Consider the following 13432-nt stretch of genomic DNA (forward strand, 5'->3'; position numbering starts at 1 on the left):
AACTTAGGATTTTCTTTGGAAGATTTTGATTGCTTGTGGTGGGCATACTCCCTCACATGCTAGGCAAAAGATACAGTCCGGCTCGCGTGCCATCAGTGGTTTTTTCTCCGATGCGGGGTTACCAGGCGTGTCAAACCATTCGTATACTCCTACTGGGCATGCGTCAATGCATGCGCCGTCTGCTATACAAATATCAAAGTCAACTGAGACAAATTCTCCCCAAACGCCCATGACTCCGTTGTCCGTTCCCTGCCTTCCCCAGGTCTTGATGACATTTTTGTTTGCAGTAACCGTATATGGTGAGCTTGCCTGCATGTGAGATTTGTATTCAACATCAATTGGTCCTGGCTTGGCACCATCGCGGGCCTCTACTACTTGGGCAGCGGCCGCTGCTGGTGTTCCTTCCGGAATTTCGGCCTTTGGTTTTGGTTTTGCATTTGGAACTATTTTTGCAAGTGGTGTTAGTTCTTCTAGTCGTTTTGTTGCCGCCTCTTGGTCTATTTTTTCTGCCTTCATGAGGCTTTCAATCATTTTATCGGCCAGGATTGTGTTTCGAAGAATTGTGTCGATTATCATTTTTGCATAATAGTCCGCCTTTTTGCGATAGTCCTTTACCCATTGCGGGTCGCCGAACTTTTCAATTGGGAAAATTTGGTAAATGATATCGACTACTTCGCCAGAGACGATCTCTACTGTTATGGAGAGGTTTACCTTTTGGTATCCCTTGGCGTCTGGGTCTGGCATGTTTTCTTCGCTCCAGGTATAGGTGGCAAAGACTCGGTCTGCAAAAGTATCCATGGTAAAGGTCTTCTTTAGGCCTTCAGTAATGGATTTCATTTCTGCAGGATCCTCTAGCTTAATTGGCAAGCGATACAGACCAAGCTTGTATCCGTGTAACGGGTAGACTCCTCTTTTTGCCGTTGGAGACTCCATTGTGTAAACTCGATCTTTTAGTAAAAGTGACATGATGACTTTGCCTCCAGATTATTTTTAAATCTTATTCAATCCGAGTCGTCAGGACAGGTAAGTTCGCGCAGTTCCGTGTATTTTTTCTCCATCTTTTCCGCATGATCCACCACTTTGGCAAGATCATGGTCTTTTTTTGGGTAATACCATCTAATTGGAACCCAGTACCCAATTCCGTCCATGTCGTGAATCATGCCCTTGTCTGCCAGAACCCCATACGTTTCATCTGTGGTCTGCTCGCGCACAGTCAGCCCTCGCTTTGTCCTGTCTTCTAGGATGTGATCGGCCTGGCCATCCCGGATATAGTAAAATGCGCCCTTTTTGAGAATTGGTAGTTCCTGACTCATTATTTTTCTACTGGATTGCCAATCATGTTGCCCCATTCTGTCCAAGAGCCATCATAGTTTCTAACTTGTGGGTATCCAAGCAAGTACTTTAGGACAAACCAAGAATGTGATGAGCGTTCGCCGATCCTGCAATAACAAATGATCTCTTTGTCAGGTGTGATTCCCTTTGGGGCATAGTTTTGCTTTAGCTCATCTACTGTCTTGAATGTGCCATCAGCATCATTTACTGCAGTGGCCCACGGAATGTTTTGTGCTCCTGGCACATGTCCACCTCTTTGTGCATGCTCCATTGGATATTCTGGTGGTGCTGTGATTTCTCCGGTGAATTCTTTTGGAGATCTCACATCCACTAGGCCGATTTCTTTTCTGTTTAGCGCGCGCCTTACATCAAACAGATATGCGCGCAGTCCCTCGTCTGGCGGCTGTGCAGTATAGTTAGTCGGAGATATTTTTGGCTCTTCTGTTATGTATGGTTTTTTTTCTAGCTCCCATTTTTTGCGGCCGCCATTCATTATTTTGACGTTTTTGTGGCCGTAATACTTGAAAACCCAAAATGCAAATGCCGCAAACCAGTTGTTAAAATCGCCATACAAAATTACCTCGCTTTCCGGATTGATTCCGTTTTTGGACATTAATTCTTCAAATTGTTTTTTATCCACAATGTCTCGAGTTACCGGATCATTAATGTCGCGCTTCCACCAAATCAGAGTCGCCCCCGCAATGTGGCCCTTTCGGTAGCCATTTTCAGGATCATAGTCAACCTCTACGAGCTTCAGGTTTGCGTTTGGTGGATTTTTTGACACATAGTCAGTGTCTACTAGAACTTCGGGATGTGCGTAAGTCATTTTCAATTCTATGTCATTTTATGCATAATTAATTTTTTCCATCACATCAAAAAACTACATTTTTTAAACAAACAATACAAAAGCAAAGGGTTGAAGCTTAACCGAGTAGGCATAGTATCCAAGTTTGGCTCTGAAGAATCCGAAAATGCCGCAAAAAAGGTGGCAAAAAAATTCATCTCAAGCAAGGCCGAGGTATTCACAATAGCGCCAGTAACAGTAGAGGGAGCAAAAAAGGTAGAATCAGTAGAGGACCTCAACGACAAAAAGCTTGACCTAGTAGTTACAATGGGTGGAGACGGCACTACCCTTCGAGCATTCAGAAGCCTTGCCGGAGAGATTCCGCTTTTGACAATAAACGTTGGGGGAAACCGCGGAATCTTATCAGAGATAACATTGGACAAAATAGACACGGCGATTTCAGACATCAAATCAAACAAGATCTGGTTTGACAAGAGGACCCGCGTTGTGGCATCCGCTGGTGGAGAAGAGTTTCCGCCGGCACTAAATGAAATCTATATCAACAGGCAAAACATGACCAAGACTGCGGAATTTGAGATCAAATTCCAAAATGATATTGTCAAGCACAAAATGGACGGAGTCATGATCTCAACCCCAAGCGGCTCCACAGGCCACTCTTTCTCACTTGGCGGACCTGTACTGCACGAAAGCCTCGATATTTTGATAATTACCCCAGTTGCCCCGGTTCTCAGATTGTTGCCGTCAATTGTTGTGCCTGATGAAAAAATAGAAGTGATTTGCTCGCATGACACCAATATTGTGATGGATGCACAGGTGATCAAGGCGGCTGGATTTGAGGAGCCGATTGTAATCAAAAAGCACCCAAAGCGCGCAGTCTTTGTCAGACTCAAAAAGCGCGGCCTAAGACAGATGAGCAAGCTTGGCGTCTAGGGTTTACGATGCCAGTGCGTTCTATGCCGGAGTCCCCTTTGCGTCGCCAGAGTTGGGCCTGACAACAACGCTCGTCTTTGAGGAAATAAGACACATCAAAAAAAGCCATGGCGCACTAGAGATTCTGCTGGACACAAACAGGCTGCAGGTACAAGACCCAGATCCAGCAAGTGTGGAATTTGTTTCCAATGAAGCAAAAAAGACAGGTGATGTGCAAAAGCTGTCAAAGGCAGACATTTCTGCAGTCGCCCTGGCACGCCAGCTAAAAGCAACTCTGGTCACGGATGATTTTGCGATATCAAACCTTGCAAAAAACCTCAGGCTCCAAGTACAGCCAATAATGACAAAGGGTATACGCGATGTTGGAAAGTGGCGCCATTATTGTTCAGGCTGCAGAATAGAGTTCTCAGGATTAGAGTTTTGCCCAAACTGCGGCAACAAGCTAAACAGAAAGCTACTCAAGCGGTAGTTTTTTGAAATACCAGTCCACAAATGAGCCATCATAGAGCCTGACATTTTCAAATCCCGCCAGTCTTGCCTGATAGAAAAGGCTGGATGCGCGGTGCCCATGCATGCAGTAACATATTACTTGTTTGTCATGTGGAATTCCTCTTTGTGAGAACAGGTTTCTCAGAGATTCTCTAGAGTCAAGCAGCATTCCGTCCTGGCCAATCCCGTCAGTGAACGGAAACAGGACAGATCCCGGAATGTGCCCCCCAAAGAACTCTTGCGGAGTCCTTGCGTCCAATATTGTGGAATTGCCAAGCAACCCTTGCAGCTCACCAGATTCTATTCTGATATTATTTTGAATTTGCGGTACAAACTGCGTCGGTGCATGTTTCTTTGATGTTTTTGTTATTTCCAGGCCGAGGCTCTGCCAGGCTCCAATGCTTGCATCCAAGATTTTGGTGTTTTTTTGGCCCAGATACTGCAGAGTCCACGCTATTCTGAACACGGACGGATCCATCAGCTCACCTGTGACTATTACAGTTTTGTCATTATCTATTCCAAGATTGCCCAATAGATCCGATGCTTTTTGCGGGTCTGGCGCAAGATGCGCCCCAGCAGGACTGATCTGGATTAGCTGGTCCACCACCAGAGATATGGAATTTGGAATGTGGCCATACGAATACGCAATTTTCGGTCTTGTATCAATTATGACTGGATCATTGATGTGCTCTGCCAGCCACTGATGCGATACAAACATGTTAGAGGTCCAGTGTTTTCTGATTTGATTCTTTGTGTAGCTTGCTTTGCTGATCTAGCATTTGCTTTATTTTTTTGGCGCGCGCCTCGCCTAGCCCCTCCACCTTGGCAAGATCCGCAAGTGATGCGTTTAGCGTCTTGGAAGGTGAGCCAAACTTGGCAAGCATCCTAGTAGCCAGCTTTTCCCCAATTCCGGGCAGACTGCACAAAACAGATAGTTGCTGCCTTGATAGGTCGTCGGATTTTTTGATTTTTTTGAGGAATGGTCCGCGCAGTGATTCCTTTCTTGAGCACATTGATACTAGCATTTTGGCAGTGTGTGTAGCGCTTGGCGTCGGAATGATTGGAATCTTAAAGTCGATTGCAACTGTAGACATTGCTCCATAGAACACAAGTGGGTTTTCCACTATTTGCTCTATTTCCTCTACGTTTCCCTCCATCAGTATGACTGGATGTGCAAAGTGCTCCTTTAGTCGGCTGCACTGATCAAAAAGTCTTCCATCAAATATTGACGATATCAGATCAGATACGGATTTTCGCTCTACAATTGTCTCTGGCGCAACAATATAGTCCCCTACAGGAAGTGTCTTTATCTCCAGATTGATTCCGACTGCCCTAAGTAAATCAGGTATGCCGCTTTTTTTTTCGCGCTCATCCACTACGATTCGAAGATTTTCTATCTTCATGGTGTAGTGTGCTATTGTCTGTTATTTATTGAGATGGGGGTTTTTGTGAGCCATGAATCATTTCGTTGATTTTTGTTTCCTGTTCTTTGATGCTTTCCTTGATTCGCGTTTCCTGCTTTGCTAATACCGTGATTCGTGTGTTTGCAAGCTCTTTTTTCTCTTCTAGTTCTGCAATCAAAGCAGTCTTTGTAGATTTTATGAGAATTGTTCCTGCGTGCTTGTATACAGGATCAGTGTCTGCCGCCTTTTTTAGCTCCTCCAGAGCACGATCGGATTCGACTTGCTCCATGTCTAGCTGTTGCTTTTGCGCCATTATGGATTGCAGGTTTTGCTGAGATTGCTGCAGTTTCATTAATTGTTCCTGCAACCATGGAGGAATTTGCTGGCCTTGTGACATGTCTGTGATCACTTTGAATTTCTTATATCTTTAGCGATTCAAGCGAGTCCGAGCTTGCCTGTATCAATCGAAGTGTAGAGTTTAGGTTTGCCCTCAAGTGCGCAAGCTCATCAGCAGTTATTTCTATATGGATCGTGTCTTTTTTCAGAGTGATTTTTGTTTTTGTTGGGTTTTCCGGATAAAACCTATTGTCAGCAGACAGAGAATCAAAAATTGCTTGTGTTTTACCTTTGTCCCTGATGTACAACACAGCACTAAACTGCGACGTCATATGCGGTTCCAGTAACTTTGTATCCGCATTTTTTGCACGACCAAATTCCTACCGCCTCTCGTCCAAATCGGAGCGAGCCGCATTGTGGGCACTTTCTTTTTTGTTTTAGTACAGAATGTACCGCAGAGAATTTCTTTCTGTGCTTGATTCCGTATTTTTGTCTAAGACCTTTGAGTGATGCGCCTTTTTTGAGCATTTAATTACCTGCCTTTTTTAGGATGTCCCTTATTTTTGCTCCGGTCGCAATTGAGATTTTGCCGCATTGCACCAGTTCTTCTGGCGTGAATCCATCAGTACCACCCTTTTGGATTGCGCAAATGTTTCCTGCGGCGTTTGTCGTAATCGTTATTCTTGCGTCCATACATGCCCATTCGTCTGCATTGGGGTCAACTATGATGTTATTGCCAATTTTGCCCATTGTGACAGAGACAGGGATTGTTGTGATTGGCGGTGCTGTGAATTCGCCTTCTACTTTGGTCACAACCCCATCAGCATAGTTGTATTTTGGAATCTTACAGGAAAGAACGCTTGCAACAGATGCATAAGAGCATGCATCAAAGAGATTTCCATCATAGTCAGTAACAGAATTGTCAATGAATATGCCAACTACGGACTTGTCCTTTTCTAGGACTAGTTGCTTGAGGTCAACCATTCCGCTTTCTCTAATGCCCCTGTCTACCACACGTGCTAGTTCTATTACTTCTTCGCCTGGCGGGCCTGGCTCTGCAGTAGGATCTGCCAGTGGCAAGATTTCCGCAGTGCAGATAAAAATTCCCCTGTCTCCCAAATCCGGAAACGGCTTATCGGGCTGTACCTTGACACCACATACTACTTCGGTATCGCCCAGTCGTACTCGCGCAGAGCCTTCTGCCTTTGGAATGACGCCAGTGTCAATTATCAGCTGCCTTGGCTCATCCAGTGCACGGCCGTCAACTCGCTGTCCTTCTTTGAGTAAAGCATGAATTTTTTTCTTTTTTAGGTCATCTAGTATTGTAGTCGAGGTCATTGCGAATCACCAAAGAATTTTTCCTGTAATGCCTTTTTCTGAACTTCATAAACGATTTTGCATCCTTCCAGTGCTGTATTGACGCATTTTTCATATTCCTGTGGTGTCAATACCCCATCAAGCTGGATCAGTGTAATTTTGCCCAAGTTTGGCATGTATGCTACTGGCATGTCTGCCTGTCCTTCCTGGTCTTCCTCGTTGTTGATGTCAAGTACTATGGTATCAGCTACCTTGCCTGCGGCACATGCAGAAACCATGTCTCGCATTGGAATTCCAGCGTCTGCCAATGCAACGGCTGCAGCATCTAGTGCGGCACATCTAGAACCGCCGTCCGCCTGTAGAATCTCTATGAAGACGTCAACTACGGTTCTTGGGAAATTCTCCAACATTACTGCTGGCTCTAGTGCCTCTTTGATTACTTTGGAAATCTCAATTTCTCTTCTAGATGGCGCCGGATTCTTTCTCTCTCCTACTGAGAATGGCTGCATGTGGTATCTGCATCGCAAAATTCCGCGGTCGGTGTTTGCCAGGTGTTTTGGATGAACATCTCTTGGGCCAAATACTCCTGCCAAGATTTTGTTTTCGCCAAACTCGATATATGCAGAGCCGTTTGCGTTTTTGAGAACGCCAGCTTTAATCATGATTCTGCGAGGCTCGTTGATTTTTCTGCCGTCGCAGCGAATTCCTTTATCGTCTAGTAGTACTATGTCTGTTTTTTTTACACCCATTATTATTCACTATTTGATCCTAACATTTGTTGTATTCTTTCAGTCAGATTTGGAACGTGTGCTTGTTCTTCGACCGTTTTGATTGCTTCCATGGCCTTTAATAATCCCTCTGGCTCCTCGCACGACACCACAACAAATCCGTTTTGCCCTATTGTGATTATTGCTTTTGTTGCGCTCTCTATTGTTTGGATCATAGAGCCGCGCTTGCCAATCAGTCGCGGAACCTTGCTAGGAGAGATTTTGATTAGTTCGCCTTCTTCAATTTTGCCCAAGTCCCTGTCCGCTATTGTGATTAGTGGGTCGCGTGATCTGTCAGAGTTTGCAACGCGCGCCGCAATCAGATCACCTGTCTTTAGTCGTGAAGTAAGATCATCTACCTTTGGGTTAAAGTCTCGGCCAAAGACATCTTGCGCAGGCAATATACCCGCATAACACGAGTTGATGTTTAGCTCCCAAGAAAGAGACGTGTGAGATTTTACTATACCAATGATAAAGTCATCAATTCGCGGAATATACATTCCAGCCAAAGGAATTACTCGAACGCCGCTGTCAAAAATTTCAGAAATGCCAACGGTTGTCGCAATTATTTTGTCGCCATAAAGATGGACGTTTTCTTCTGCTCTATACGGACCGGTTGTTATGACATCGCCAGGTATGACGTATTTTCTTTTGATATCATCCATTACTTGACCATCTCCACTGTTGCAGAGCCTTTGGTAATGGAACCTAGTCTGTCGATCACGCTTGCCCTTGCCCCCGCAGGTATTTCTAGTATTGCTTTAAGTGATCCGTTATTTTGCCATTCTTCTTTTTTTAGCGTGCCGGTCGATTTGAGGACAGCATAGGACTGACCCGCATATTGCGCCGGAACCAAAATTTCCAGCAGCATGTTTTCTGATTTTAGCGGTATGATGCTTCTAAGAGACTCCACCACATCCTTGCACTGCTCTTCAGTGTTTTTGAAAGGATCAATTGAGATTCTTGCCTGCTCTAGCGCTTGCTCTATTCGAAGCGGCGGGTGTGGCAGGTGTGATCTGGGATCGACGTAGGTCTTTGCAATAAACTCGATTATCTGCTTTCTTTTTTCTGTAACCATTTTGCGCCTCTGATCAGTGGTAAGGTTAAGGTCGCCCTTTTTGAGTATGATTTCTATTATAGCATTGGTGTCCTGTGTCTTGAATGCCTTGAGCAGTTTCTCAGTGGATGCCCGGGTTCCCTTGTTGGAATCAGTATAGACCTCATCAGATACCAAAACAGTTGAGACGTCCTTTCTTTTGCCAAGCTTGTATTCCAGGGCAGGATCCGGCTTTACTAGAATCTCGAACTTTTCTCCCGCCACCGAATGCCGAATTACTGTTACGTCAGTCATGGGTTTGGTAATGAAATATTGGTATTTATCTCTGTCAAATTTGGCTCAAAACCCACGCTAGATTTTTATGTGGACTTGGAAAAATTTTTTCAAATTGCCTTCTTTGGAGATAATTTCACAAGACAAAAACCGTATTTCAGTCAAGATAAAGGGCGTAGCACTGCAATACGCAAACGCACTAAGACGAATCTGCCTAAACGGCGTTCCAGTCTTTGCTATTGATACCGTAGACGTAATTGACAATTCTTCCGTAATGTCAGATGAAGGAATTGCCCACAGATTGGGCCTCATACCACTAAAGACAGATCTTAAGAGATTCTCAGAGCCACACCTGTGTTCCTGCAAAAGCCAGGCAGGCTGCTCAAATTGCAGGGTAATGTTGGTAATTGATTCTGGCGATACCGACACCACAAGAACAATCACATCATCGGAATTAAGCTCTGAAGACCAAACAGTAAAGCCAGTTTCCGACAAAATCCCAATTGTCCAGATTGCACCAGGACAAAAGGTAAAGCTAGAGGCATATGCAAGACTAGGACGAGGAACAACCCACGCAAAATGGAATTCCGCCAATGTCTCAGTTCTAACACACACCGACAAGCCAGATGAATTCATCCTTACTGTAGAGAGCACCGGTGCACTTGGCCCAGAGCAAATAGTTACTGCCGGCGTTGACGAGCTTGCTCAAAGACTAGAAGACTTCAAGCAAGTCATTGCAGAGCTAAAAGCCTAATCATAACATTATATTTGGGTTCCAAAAGCGCAATATCTATGACCAATCAGCTAGTCCAAGGAATGGTAAAAGAGCTCAAGACAGCTTCTGCAAAGAACAAGGCTCCAATTTGGGCAGATCTTGCAGAAATGGCACTCAAGCCAAAGATAGCAAAAAGACTAGTCAATGTCACAAAGATAAACCGAGTAACCTCAGACAACGATATCATCATAGTTCCAGGCAAGGTACTAGGAACAGGCAATATTTCTCACAAGGTAACGCTGTGCTCATTTGCAATATCTGCTGCAGCTGCCAAAAAGATTAAGGCGGCAGGTGGCAAAATTGTATCATATTCTGACCTAATTTCCAAATTCCCAACAGGAAAGGGAGTGAAAATAATTGGCTGACCAAGCACAATCAGTCATAGTTGACGGAACAAATCTGCTGGCAGGAAGACTCAGCTCAAATGTGGCGAAACTTCTCCTGCAAGGAAACCATGTAACCATAATAAACTGTGAAAAGATTCTGATCAGCGGAAACAGACGAAATATTATTCAAAACTACAAGAACTTTCTTGGAATTTCCAGCATTTTACACCCAGAGCACGGGCCATACCACCCACGCAGACCAGACACAATCATCGCAAGAATGATTCGCGGAATGCTTCCAAGAAAAAAACCATCCGGAACTGCAGCACTGCGAAGACTGAGAACATATGTAGGAGTTCCAAGTGGAATGGGCACATCCAAGAAAACAAGCTTTGATTCAGCAAAAATAACAAGACCGATTGCAAACTATACCAGCATGTCCGATTTGGCACAAGAAGTAGGATGGAATCGATGACTCCAAAAACTGAAATCTATTTTGCAACAAGAAAGACGTCACGAGCCCATGTCTACATAACAAAGGGCTCTGGCCGAATTAGAATCAACAATGTCCCAGCAGAGATGATAAACCAAGAGTCAGCAAGAGAAGTAATTCTATCACCACTAGAAATTGCAGGAGACCTAAGATCCAAAGTAGACATTTCAGTTCGAGTAAAGGGCGGAGGATTCATGGGTCAGGCATATGCAGCAGCAACTGCAATATCACGAGCACTCACGGGCTGGACAAAATCCAAAAAAGAGCCAAAAGAGCACCCGTTCCCAAAGCAGACAAGAACCGATCTTAGGAAAAGACTAAACGATTTTGATAAACACCTCCTGAGTGGAGATGCCAGAAGAAAAGAGCCAAAGAAGTTTGGCGGACCTGGCGCAAGAAGAAGAAAGCAGAAATCATACAGGTAGATTGAAAGCAGTAATCTTGGCAGGCGGCAAAGGAACGCGTGCAAGACCTTTTACTGATTATTTTCCAAAGGCAATGATTCCAGTGTATGAAAAGCCGCTGATTTTTCACATCATAAAGCACCTTTCCTCATTTGATTTCATATCGGAGATAATCGTAGTTTGTGACTTGAGCGGCTTTGGAGGACAGATAAAGAACTATTTTGAGAAATCAAAGATACGATTCATCCAAGATTCTGCAAGTGGGACTGCAGGAGATCTGATGCACTTGGCAGGCCTAGTAAAAAAAGGGCCGTTCGTTTTATGGTTTGCAGACAATCTTTGCGCCCTTGATTTGAGAAAAATGTACAAGCATTATACCGACAAAAAAAGCATGGCATGCATTGCCACAAGGCAATTCCGCAAAGAGGAAACTGGTTTTGCCCAAGTCGATGACGGAATAATCACCCAATTCATTGAAAAGCCGACCATAAGGATGGAAGATTGTGAATGCACTGGGATCTACATATTGTCAGGCAAAATCATCGACATTATAAAATCAAAATCAAAGAAAAACATGAACCTATCCTATGACATTTTGCAGGAATTATCAAAAAAGGGACAAGTAAGCTCCTTTGATATTGGCAAAACTCCCTGGGTCGACGTAGAATCTCCTTCCATTCTGCAAAGAAAATCAGACGATATTAAAAAAATAATTAATTCAATAAATCACAATGCGTGACTTTTTTCAAATTGGGTAATTTTGTTTTCGTGCTGCAGAGTTACTGCAATGTCGTCTAGGCCTTCCAATAACGTCTTTTTTCGCGATTCGTCAATGTCAAAATGAATAGACTTTGAATTGTATTTTATTGTCTGCGACGCAAGATCCACTTGTACAACAGAGTCAGTCTTCATCAGATCATTTACAATTTCTTTTGGCAGAGATATTGGCAATATGCCGTTTTTGAAGCAATTATTGTAAAATATATCAGCAAACGAGGGCGCAATTACAACATCAAACCCATAGTCCTTAATAGCCCAGGCTGCGTGCTCACGGCTAGAGCCACACCCAAAGTTGTCACCGCTAACCAAAATGTGAGATCTTTCGTATTTTGGATCATTTAGGACAAATTCCTTTCTCAGAGAGTTGTTTTGATCAAAGCGCCAATCATAGAACAAAAACTGCCCAAAGCCTGTTCTTTGCACCAATTTGAGGAATTGTTTTGGCACAATTTGGTCGGTGTCCACGTTTGGCCTATCAAGAGGCGTTATTATGCTGGAAACTAGACCTAGTTTTTCCATCTAGACCCATTCCCGTACATCTACAAAGTGTCCTTCAATTGCGGCAGCTGCTGCCATAATAGGACTAACCAAATGAGTTCTGCCACCAGCCCCCTGCCTTCCCTCAAAGTTTCTATTTGATGTGCTTGCGCATCTCTCGCCGCGTGACAAGATATCAGGATTCATTCCAAGGCACATGCTGCATCCAGACTCGCGCCACTCAAAGTTAGCATCCTTGAAGATTTTGTCAAGGCCCATCTCTTCTGCCTTTTTCTTTACTTGCTGGGATCCTGGGACCACCATCACCCGAACATTTGGTGATGCCTTTCTTCCCTGGATTATGCTTGCGGCCTCTACTAGGTCTTGCAGTCGTGCGTTGGTGCAAGAGCCAATAAAGACACGGTCTATTTTGATATCAGTAATTGGTGTGCCAGATTTTAGGTCCATGTATTGTAAAGCATTTTTTGCAGCAGTCTCTTGACTGGAATCACCCTTGGCAAACTCGGCAGGCTCTGGCACAGATTCTGTGACGTCTGCAGTCATTGCAGGGTTTGTCCCCCAGCTTACCTGAGGTATGATTTGTGATGCGTCAATTGCAAAGGACTTGTCGAATTTTGCCCCGTCATCTGTTTTTAGTGTATTTTTCCATTTTTCCACTAGATCGTCATAGTTTTTTGGGGTATACTTTTTATTCCTAAGATAATCAAATGTTTTCTGGTCAGGTGCGACTAGGCCTGCACGTGCTCCTCCTTCTATCGACATGTTGCATATAGTCATGCGCTCATCCATGGATAGATCCGAGATTGCCTGTCCTCGATATTCCAGTACGGTGCCATTGCCTCCAGCAGTTCCGATTTTTTTGATTATAGACAGTATGATATCCTTGGCAGTAATTGCGTGTGTGTTTTTTCTTTTGCCATCAACTCTTATTTCAAATGTTTTTGGCTTGTCCAAAACAAGGCATTGGGTCGCTAATATATGTTCTACATCAGATGTACCAATTCCCAGAGCAAATGCTCCAAATGCACCATGTGTGGATGTATGTGAGTCACCGCATACTATTGTGGTGCCAGGCAAAGTGATTCCAAGCTCAGGCCCTATGACATGCACTATTCCCTGGTATGGCGAATCCAGGCCAAACAACGGAATCCCAAACTCTTGGCAGTTTTTTTCCAGGGTCTTGATTTGTGTTGCAGCGATTTGGTCAACTATAGGCAATGATCTGTTTGTTGTCGGCACGTTGTGATCCATGGTAGCAAATGTCAGGTCCGGCCTGCGCACCTTTCGTTTGTTCATTCGAAGGCCGTCAAATGCCTGAGGTGAGGTAACCTCGTGTACCATGTGCCTGTCAATATAGATTAGAGTGCGGCCGTCAATTTCGTCTACTTTGTGCGAGTCCCAGATTTTCTCAAACAAGGTCTTGGCCATACGTGTGATCAGCAATCTA

At 44.2% G+C, this 13432-nt stretch carries 21 protein-coding genes; 7 read left to right on the forward strand and 14 right to left on the reverse strand.

Features of this window, described 5'->3' with window-relative positions:
* Positions 1-3: 3 nt before the first annotated feature.
* The 3 genes from NAQ_RS04775 to NAQ_RS04785 are packed head-to-tail and all read right to left on the reverse strand — an operon-like array spanning position 4 to position 2158.
* Positions 4-966: a 4Fe-4S dicluster domain-containing protein gene (locus NAQ_RS04775; protein WP_100182482.1), complete on the reverse strand. Its 963-nt coding sequence runs from the start codon at positions 964-966 to the stop codon at positions 4-6.
* 35 nt (positions 967-1001) lie between these two features.
* Entirely contained in the window at positions 1002-1313 is a 312-nt protein-coding gene (locus NAQ_RS04780) for a hypothetical protein (protein WP_100182483.1), read from the reverse strand.
* Complete coding sequence (locus tag NAQ_RS04785; protein ID WP_100182484.1) at positions 1313-2158, reverse strand: sulfurtransferase; 846 nt, start codon at positions 2156-2158, stop codon at positions 1313-1315. The genes NAQ_RS04780 and NAQ_RS04785 overlap by 1 nt, the downstream gene beginning before the upstream one ends.
* Before the next feature lie 90 nt (positions 2159-2248).
* Between NAQ_RS04785 and NAQ_RS04790 the strand changes: the two genes are divergently transcribed.
* The gene (locus NAQ_RS04790) at positions 2249-3067 is read left to right on the forward strand and encodes an NAD(+)/NADH kinase (RefSeq protein WP_100182485.1); all 819 of its coding nucleotides are present in this window, start codon (positions 2249-2251) and stop codon (positions 3065-3067) included.
* Entirely contained in the window at positions 3057-3536 is a 480-nt protein-coding gene (locus NAQ_RS04795) for an NOB1 family endonuclease (RefSeq protein ID WP_100182486.1), read from the forward strand. Before NAQ_RS04790 ends, NAQ_RS04795 begins: the two co-directional genes overlap by 11 nt.
* Here the strand turns inward: NAQ_RS04795 and NAQ_RS04800 are convergent.
* The 9 genes from NAQ_RS04800 to NAQ_RS04840 are packed head-to-tail and all read right to left on the reverse strand — an operon-like array spanning position 3522 to position 8730.
* A complete protein-coding gene (locus tag NAQ_RS04800) occupies positions 3522-4274 on the reverse strand; it encodes a sulfurtransferase (RefSeq protein WP_100182487.1) in 753 nt (250 codons plus the stop codon). The two genes, NAQ_RS04795 and NAQ_RS04800, sit on opposite strands and share 15 nt — an antisense overlap.
* A gap of 1 nt (position 4275) precedes the next feature.
* A complete protein-coding gene (locus NAQ_RS04805) occupies positions 4276-4959 on the reverse strand; it encodes an ERCC4 domain-containing protein (RefSeq protein ID WP_100182488.1) in 684 nt (227 codons plus the stop codon).
* Positions 4960-4984: 25 nt separating this feature from the next.
* Positions 4985-5356, reverse strand: a complete 372-nt coding sequence (locus tag NAQ_RS04810) for a prefoldin subunit beta (RefSeq protein WP_100183456.1) — start codon at positions 5354-5356, stop codon at positions 4985-4987.
* Positions 5357-5378: 22 nt separating this feature from the next.
* Positions 5379-5627, reverse strand: coding sequence for a KEOPS complex subunit Pcc1 (locus NAQ_RS04815; protein WP_100182489.1), 249 nt, complete (start codon positions 5625-5627; stop codon positions 5379-5381).
* The gene (locus NAQ_RS04820) at positions 5611-5823 is read right to left on the reverse strand and encodes an eL43 family ribosomal protein (protein ID WP_100182490.1); all 213 of its coding nucleotides are present in this window, start codon (positions 5821-5823) and stop codon (positions 5611-5613) included. The genes NAQ_RS04815 and NAQ_RS04820 overlap by 17 nt, the downstream gene beginning before the upstream one ends.
* The gene (gene rrp42, locus NAQ_RS04825; protein ID WP_100182491.1) at positions 5824-6633 is read right to left on the reverse strand and encodes an exosome complex protein Rrp42; all 810 of its coding nucleotides are present in this window, start codon (positions 6631-6633) and stop codon (positions 5824-5826) included. It lies immediately after the preceding gene.
* Positions 6630-7361 (reverse strand): exosome complex exonuclease Rrp41, encoded by a 732-nt coding sequence (gene rrp41 / locus NAQ_RS04830; RefSeq protein ID WP_100182492.1) that lies wholly within the window; start codon positions 7359-7361, stop codon positions 6630-6632. The genes rrp42 and rrp41 overlap by 4 nt, the downstream gene beginning before the upstream one ends.
* Positions 7362-7363: 2 nt before the next feature.
* Entirely contained in the window at positions 7364-8044 is a 681-nt protein-coding gene (rrp4, locus tag NAQ_RS04835; RefSeq protein WP_100182493.1) for an exosome complex RNA-binding protein Rrp4, read from the reverse strand.
* Positions 8044-8730 (reverse strand): ribosome assembly factor SBDS, encoded by a 687-nt coding sequence (locus NAQ_RS04840; RefSeq protein ID WP_100182494.1) that lies wholly within the window; start codon positions 8728-8730, stop codon positions 8044-8046. Before NAQ_RS04840 ends, rrp4 begins: the two co-directional genes overlap by 1 nt.
* A gap of 94 nt (positions 8731-8824) precedes the next feature.
* Between NAQ_RS04840 and NAQ_RS04845 the strand changes: the two genes are divergently transcribed.
* The 5 genes from NAQ_RS04845 to NAQ_RS04865 are packed head-to-tail and all read left to right on the forward strand — an operon-like array spanning position 8825 to position 11446.
* Positions 8825-9463, forward strand: a complete 639-nt coding sequence (locus tag NAQ_RS04845; protein WP_100183457.1) for a DNA-directed RNA polymerase subunit D — start codon at positions 8825-8827, stop codon at positions 9461-9463.
* Positions 9464-9501: 38 nt separating this feature from the next.
* Entirely contained in the window at positions 9502-9849 is a 348-nt protein-coding gene (locus NAQ_RS04850; protein WP_100182495.1) for a 50S ribosomal protein L18e, read from the forward strand.
* Positions 9842-10285, forward strand: a complete 444-nt coding sequence (locus NAQ_RS04855; protein WP_245871751.1) for a 50S ribosomal protein L13 — start codon at positions 9842-9844, stop codon at positions 10283-10285. Before NAQ_RS04850 ends, NAQ_RS04855 begins: the two co-directional genes overlap by 8 nt.
* Positions 10282-10728 carry a 30S ribosomal protein S9 gene (gene rpsI, locus NAQ_RS04860; RefSeq protein ID WP_100182496.1) on the forward strand — a complete coding sequence of 149 codons (447 nt, stop codon included), beginning with the start codon at positions 10282-10284 and terminating at the stop codon, positions 10726-10728. Before NAQ_RS04855 ends, rpsI begins: the two co-directional genes overlap by 4 nt.
* 1 nt (position 10729) lies before the next feature.
* Positions 10730-11446, forward strand: a complete 717-nt coding sequence (locus NAQ_RS04865; RefSeq protein ID WP_100182497.1) for a nucleotidyltransferase family protein — start codon at positions 10730-10732, stop codon at positions 11444-11446.
* Here the strand turns inward: NAQ_RS04865 and leuD are convergent.
* Together leuD and leuC are read right to left on the reverse strand one after the other, a co-directional pair.
* Positions 11434-12006: a 3-isopropylmalate dehydratase small subunit gene (leuD, locus tag NAQ_RS04870; protein WP_100182498.1), complete on the reverse strand. Its 573-nt coding sequence runs from the start codon at positions 12004-12006 to the stop codon at positions 11434-11436. The genes NAQ_RS04865 and leuD overlap by 13 nt on opposite strands.
* Positions 12007-13413 (reverse strand): 3-isopropylmalate dehydratase large subunit, encoded by a 1407-nt coding sequence (gene leuC, locus NAQ_RS04875; protein WP_100182499.1) that lies wholly within the window; start codon positions 13411-13413, stop codon positions 12007-12009. It lies immediately after the preceding gene.
* Between the last annotated feature and the right edge of the window lie 19 nt (positions 13414-13432).

Source organism: Candidatus Nitrosotenuis aquarius (genome assembly GCF_002787055.1).
Classification (GTDB): Archaea; Thermoproteota; Nitrososphaeria; order Nitrososphaerales; family Nitrosopumilaceae; genus Nitrosotenuis; species Nitrosotenuis aquarius.

Coding starts and splice junctions, on each gene's coding strand:
- NAQ_RS04780 (WP_100182483.1), bottom strand. CDS start 1,313: ATGAGTCAGGAACTACCAATTCTCAAAAAGGGCGCATTTTACTATATC.
- NAQ_RS04800 (WP_100182487.1), bottom strand. CDS start 4,274: ATGTTTGTATCGCATCAGTGGCTGGCAGAGCACATCAATGATCCAGTC.
- rrp42 (WP_100182491.1), bottom strand. CDS start 6,633: ATGACCTCGACTACAATACTAGATGACCTAAAAAAGAAAAAAATTCAT.
- rrp41 (WP_100182492.1), bottom strand. CDS start 7,361: ATGGGTGTAAAAAAAACAGACATAGTACTACTAGACGATAAAGGAATT.
- leuC (WP_100182499.1), bottom strand. CDS start 13,413: ATGGCCAAGACCTTGTTTGAGAAAATCTGGGACTCGCACAAAGTAGAC.
- NAQ_RS04820 (WP_100182490.1), bottom strand. CDS start 5,823: ATGCTCAAAAAAGGCGCATCACTCAAAGGTCTTAGACAAAAATACGGA.
- NAQ_RS04840 (WP_100182494.1), bottom strand. CDS start 8,730: ATGACTGACGTAACAGTAATTCGGCATTCGGTGGCGGGAGAAAAGTTC.
- NAQ_RS04785 (WP_100182484.1), bottom strand. CDS start 2,158: ATGACTTACGCACATCCCGAAGTTCTAGTAGACACTGACTATGTGTCA.
- NAQ_RS04775 (WP_100182482.1), bottom strand. CDS start 966: ATGTCACTTTTACTAAAAGATCGAGTTTACACAATGGAGTCTCCAACG.
- NAQ_RS04815 (WP_100182489.1), bottom strand. CDS start 5,627: ATGACGTCGCAGTTTAGTGCTGTGTTGTACATCAGGGACAAAGGTAAA.
- NAQ_RS04805 (WP_100182488.1), bottom strand. CDS start 4,959: ATGAAGATAGAAAATCTTCGAATCGTAGTGGATGAGCGCGAAAAAAAA.
- NAQ_RS04850 (WP_100182495.1), top strand. CDS start 9,502: ATGACCAATCAGCTAGTCCAAGGAATGGTAAAAGAGCTCAAGACAGCT.
- leuD (WP_100182498.1), bottom strand. CDS start 12,006: ATGGAAAAACTAGGTCTAGTTTCCAGCATAATAACGCCTCTTGATAGG.
- rpsI (WP_100182496.1), top strand. CDS start 10,282: ATGACTCCAAAAACTGAAATCTATTTTGCAACAAGAAAGACGTCACGA.
- NAQ_RS04810 (WP_100183456.1), bottom strand. CDS start 5,356: ATGTCACAAGGCCAGCAAATTCCTCCATGGTTGCAGGAACAATTAATG.
- rrp4 (WP_100182493.1), bottom strand. CDS start 8,044: ATGGATGATATCAAAAGAAAATACGTCATACCTGGCGATGTCATAACA.